Origin of the sequence: Pararhizobium sp., from assembly GCF_035497515.1 — a bacterium.
Classification (GTDB): Bacteria; Pseudomonadota; Alphaproteobacteria; order Rhizobiales; family Rhizobiaceae; genus Pararhizobium.
This window is the reverse complement of record NZ_DATJDJ010000127.1, coordinates 1-2,779: the sequence shown is the minus strand read 5'-3', so window position 1 is coordinate 2,779 and position 2,779 is coordinate 1. Positions and strand designations below refer to the sequence as shown.

Genomic DNA, 2,779 nt, shown 5'->3' with positions numbered 1-2,779 from the left:
CCTCTTCGCAACGGCCAATGCCGCCGATCCCAAACAGACCGGAGTAGATACCATGCATCCCGACCTTATCCTTCACAACGGCCGCTTCACCACCCTTGACCGGAGCAATCCGAACGCGACCGCAGTCGCCATCAAGGACGGCCTTTTTCAAGAGGTTGGCACGGACGCCGAGATAATGGCGCTCGCCGGCCCGGACACCAAGATCATCGACCTCAAGGGCAAGCGCGTTCTGCCGGGCCTGATCGACAACCACACCCATGTCATCCGCGGCGGTCTGAACTACAATATGGAACTGCGCTGGGATGGCGTGCGCTCGCTGGCCGATGCGATGGACATGCTGAGGCGCCAAGTGGCGATCACGCCGGCCCCGCAATGGGTTCGCGTCGTCGGCGGCTTTACCGAACACCAGTTCGCCGAAAAGCGCCTGCCGACCATTGAGGAGATCAATGCGATCGCCCCCGACACGCCGGTGTTTCTGCTGCATCTCTATGACCGCGCGCTGCTGAACGGTGCTGCCCTTCGCGCCGTCGGTTACACCCGCGACACCCCAAACCCGCCGGGTGGCGAGATTAAGCGCGATGCCAATGGCAACCCGACTGGTCTGCTGCTGGCTACACCAAATGCAGGTATTCTCTATTCGACGCTTGGCAAGGGACCGAAGCTTCCGCTTGATTACCAAGTTAATTCGACCCGCCACTTCATGCGGGAACTGAACCGTCTCGGCGTGACGGGTGTGATTGATGCAGGCGGCGGTTACCAGAACTACCCTGATGACTACGAGGTCATTCAAAAACTCTCTGACGAAAACCAGATGACGGTTCGTCTGGCCTATAACCTGTTCACGCAGAAGCCGAAGGAGGAGAAGGAAGACTTCCTTAAGTGGACCCAGTCGGTCAAATACAAGCAGGGCAACGAATACTTCCGCCACAACGGCGCTGGCGAAATGCTGGTCTTTTCCGCCGCCGATTTCGAGGATTTCCGCCAGCCGCGGCCGGAAATGGCGCCCGAGATGGAAGGCGAACTGGAGGAGGTCGTTCGGGTTCTCGCCGAAAACCGGTGGCCTTGGCGCATGCACGCCACCTATGACGAGACGATCTCCCGTTCACTCGATGTTTTCGAGAAGGTCAACAAGGACATTCCGCTTGCAGGTTTGAACTGGTTCTTCGACCATGCCGAAACCATCTCGGATCGTTCGATCGACCGCATCGCGGCGCTTGGTGGGGGCATCGCAACCCAGCATCGCATGGCCTATCAGGGCGAATATTTTGTCGAGCGGTATGGCCAAGGTGTTGCCGAAGCCACCCCGCCGATCCGCAAGATGCTCGACAAGGGCGTCAACGTCTCGGCGGGCACCGACGCGACCCGTGTTGCTTCCTATAATCCATGGGTATCGCTGTCCTGGATGGTAACGGGCAAGACGGTTGGCGGCATGCAGCTCTACCCGCGCGCCAATTGCCTCGATCGCGAGTCGGCTTTGCGGATGTGGACTGAAAAGGTCACATGGTTCTCCAATGAAGAAGGCAAGAAAGGCCGTATCGAGAAAGGCCAGTTCGCTGACCTTGTCGTTCCCGATAAGGACTTCTTCGCCTGCGCCGAAGACGAGATCTCCTTCCTCGTATCGGAGCTAACCATGGTCGGCGGCAGGATCGTCTACGGCGCCGGCGACTTCAAGGCGCTAGATGAGAACGACGTGCCCCCAGCGATGCCCGACTGGTCTCCGGTGCGCAAGTTCGGCGGTTATGCCGCCTGGGGCGAACCGGAAGGGGCTGGTGCCCGCTCGCTGCGCCGCACGGCGATCTCGAGTTGCGGCTGCGCCAGCGATTGCGGCGTACACGGCCACGACCATGCAGGCGCATGGACGTCGAAACTGCCGATTGCGGACCTGAAGGGTTTCTTCGGCGCCCTCGGCTGCTCCTGCTGGGCAGTCTGATCCCAACAACACTTTCGGGGGGTTACGTGATCGCCCGAAAGTGACCTCAGACAATTTCATATTCCGCAATTAAATCGAAATTATTGCTGCAATTGTTGGCGAGGCAGTAACCAGCCAATATCGCTCCATCAAACGCAGCCGCTCGATCTAATCGGCGACCACGCAGGAGCAGATATGACCTACCAATCTCACAGTTTCAGCCCATTCAGAAGCGGTCTGGCGCGTATCGTCGGTTCGCCCGTCATACGGACAGTTTCATTGCTCGCGCTTTGTGCCGCCTATATTCAGGGGCCTATCACCAAGATCTTCGATTTCAACGGCGCATTGGCCGAGATGGATCATTTCGGTCTCCATCCAGCGGCGTTTTTTGCTGTCGCCGTCATCGCCTTCGAGCTGACGGCTTCGACCATGGTGGTTTCGGGCTTCATGCGTTGGGCGGGTGCCCTTGCCCTGGCCGGGTTCACGCTTCTGGCAACCTTCATCGCTCTCCGGTTCTGGGAAATGGCTCCCGGCATGGATCGCATGATGGCAACCAACGCCTTTATCGAGCATCTCGGCTTGGCAGGCGCGTTCATCTTCGTCGCAGCAATCGACCTCACGAAGGGAGAAGGCAAATGAGTGCCGCAAAGTCCTCCGGAGGTAGCTTCGCTCCCCTCGCGCAGCCGGTTTTCGCGGTTCTCTGGATCGCCACGGTTCTTGGTAACACCGGCAGCTTCATGCGCGATGTCGCCAGTTCCTGGCTGATGACGGATCTTTCCGCGTCGCCGGCCGCAGTCGCCATGGTTCAGGCCGCTGGCACGCTGCCGATCTTCCTGCTTGCTATCCCGGCGGGCGTTCTCACCGACATCC

The 2,779-nt window shown here is 59.4% G+C and carries 3 protein-coding genes; all 3 read left to right on the top strand.

Features of this window, described 5'->3' with window-relative positions:
* Nucleotides 1-1,930, top strand: a 1,930-nt coding sequence (locus VL202_RS13600; protein WP_325464648.1) for an amidohydrolase, incomplete at its 5' end; no start/stop codon positions are given.
* Nucleotides 1,931-2,104: 174 nt separating this feature from the next.
* The gene (locus VL202_RS13595; protein WP_325464647.1) at nt 2,105-2,548 is read left to right on the top strand and encodes a DoxX family protein; all 444 of its coding nucleotides are present in this window, start codon (nt 2,105-2,107) and stop codon (nt 2,546-2,548) included.
* Nucleotides 2,545-2,779: MFS transporter (locus VL202_RS13590; RefSeq protein WP_325464646.1), on the top strand; the 235-nt coding region annotated here is incomplete at its 3' end. The genes VL202_RS13595 and VL202_RS13590, both read left to right, overlap by 4 nt.

Bases quoted from the DNA above. Each gene is read 5' to 3' on its own strand.
- VL202_RS13595 (WP_325464647.1), top strand. From the start codon at position 2,105: ATGACCTACCAATCTCACAGTTTCAGCCCATTCAGAAGCGGTCTGGCG.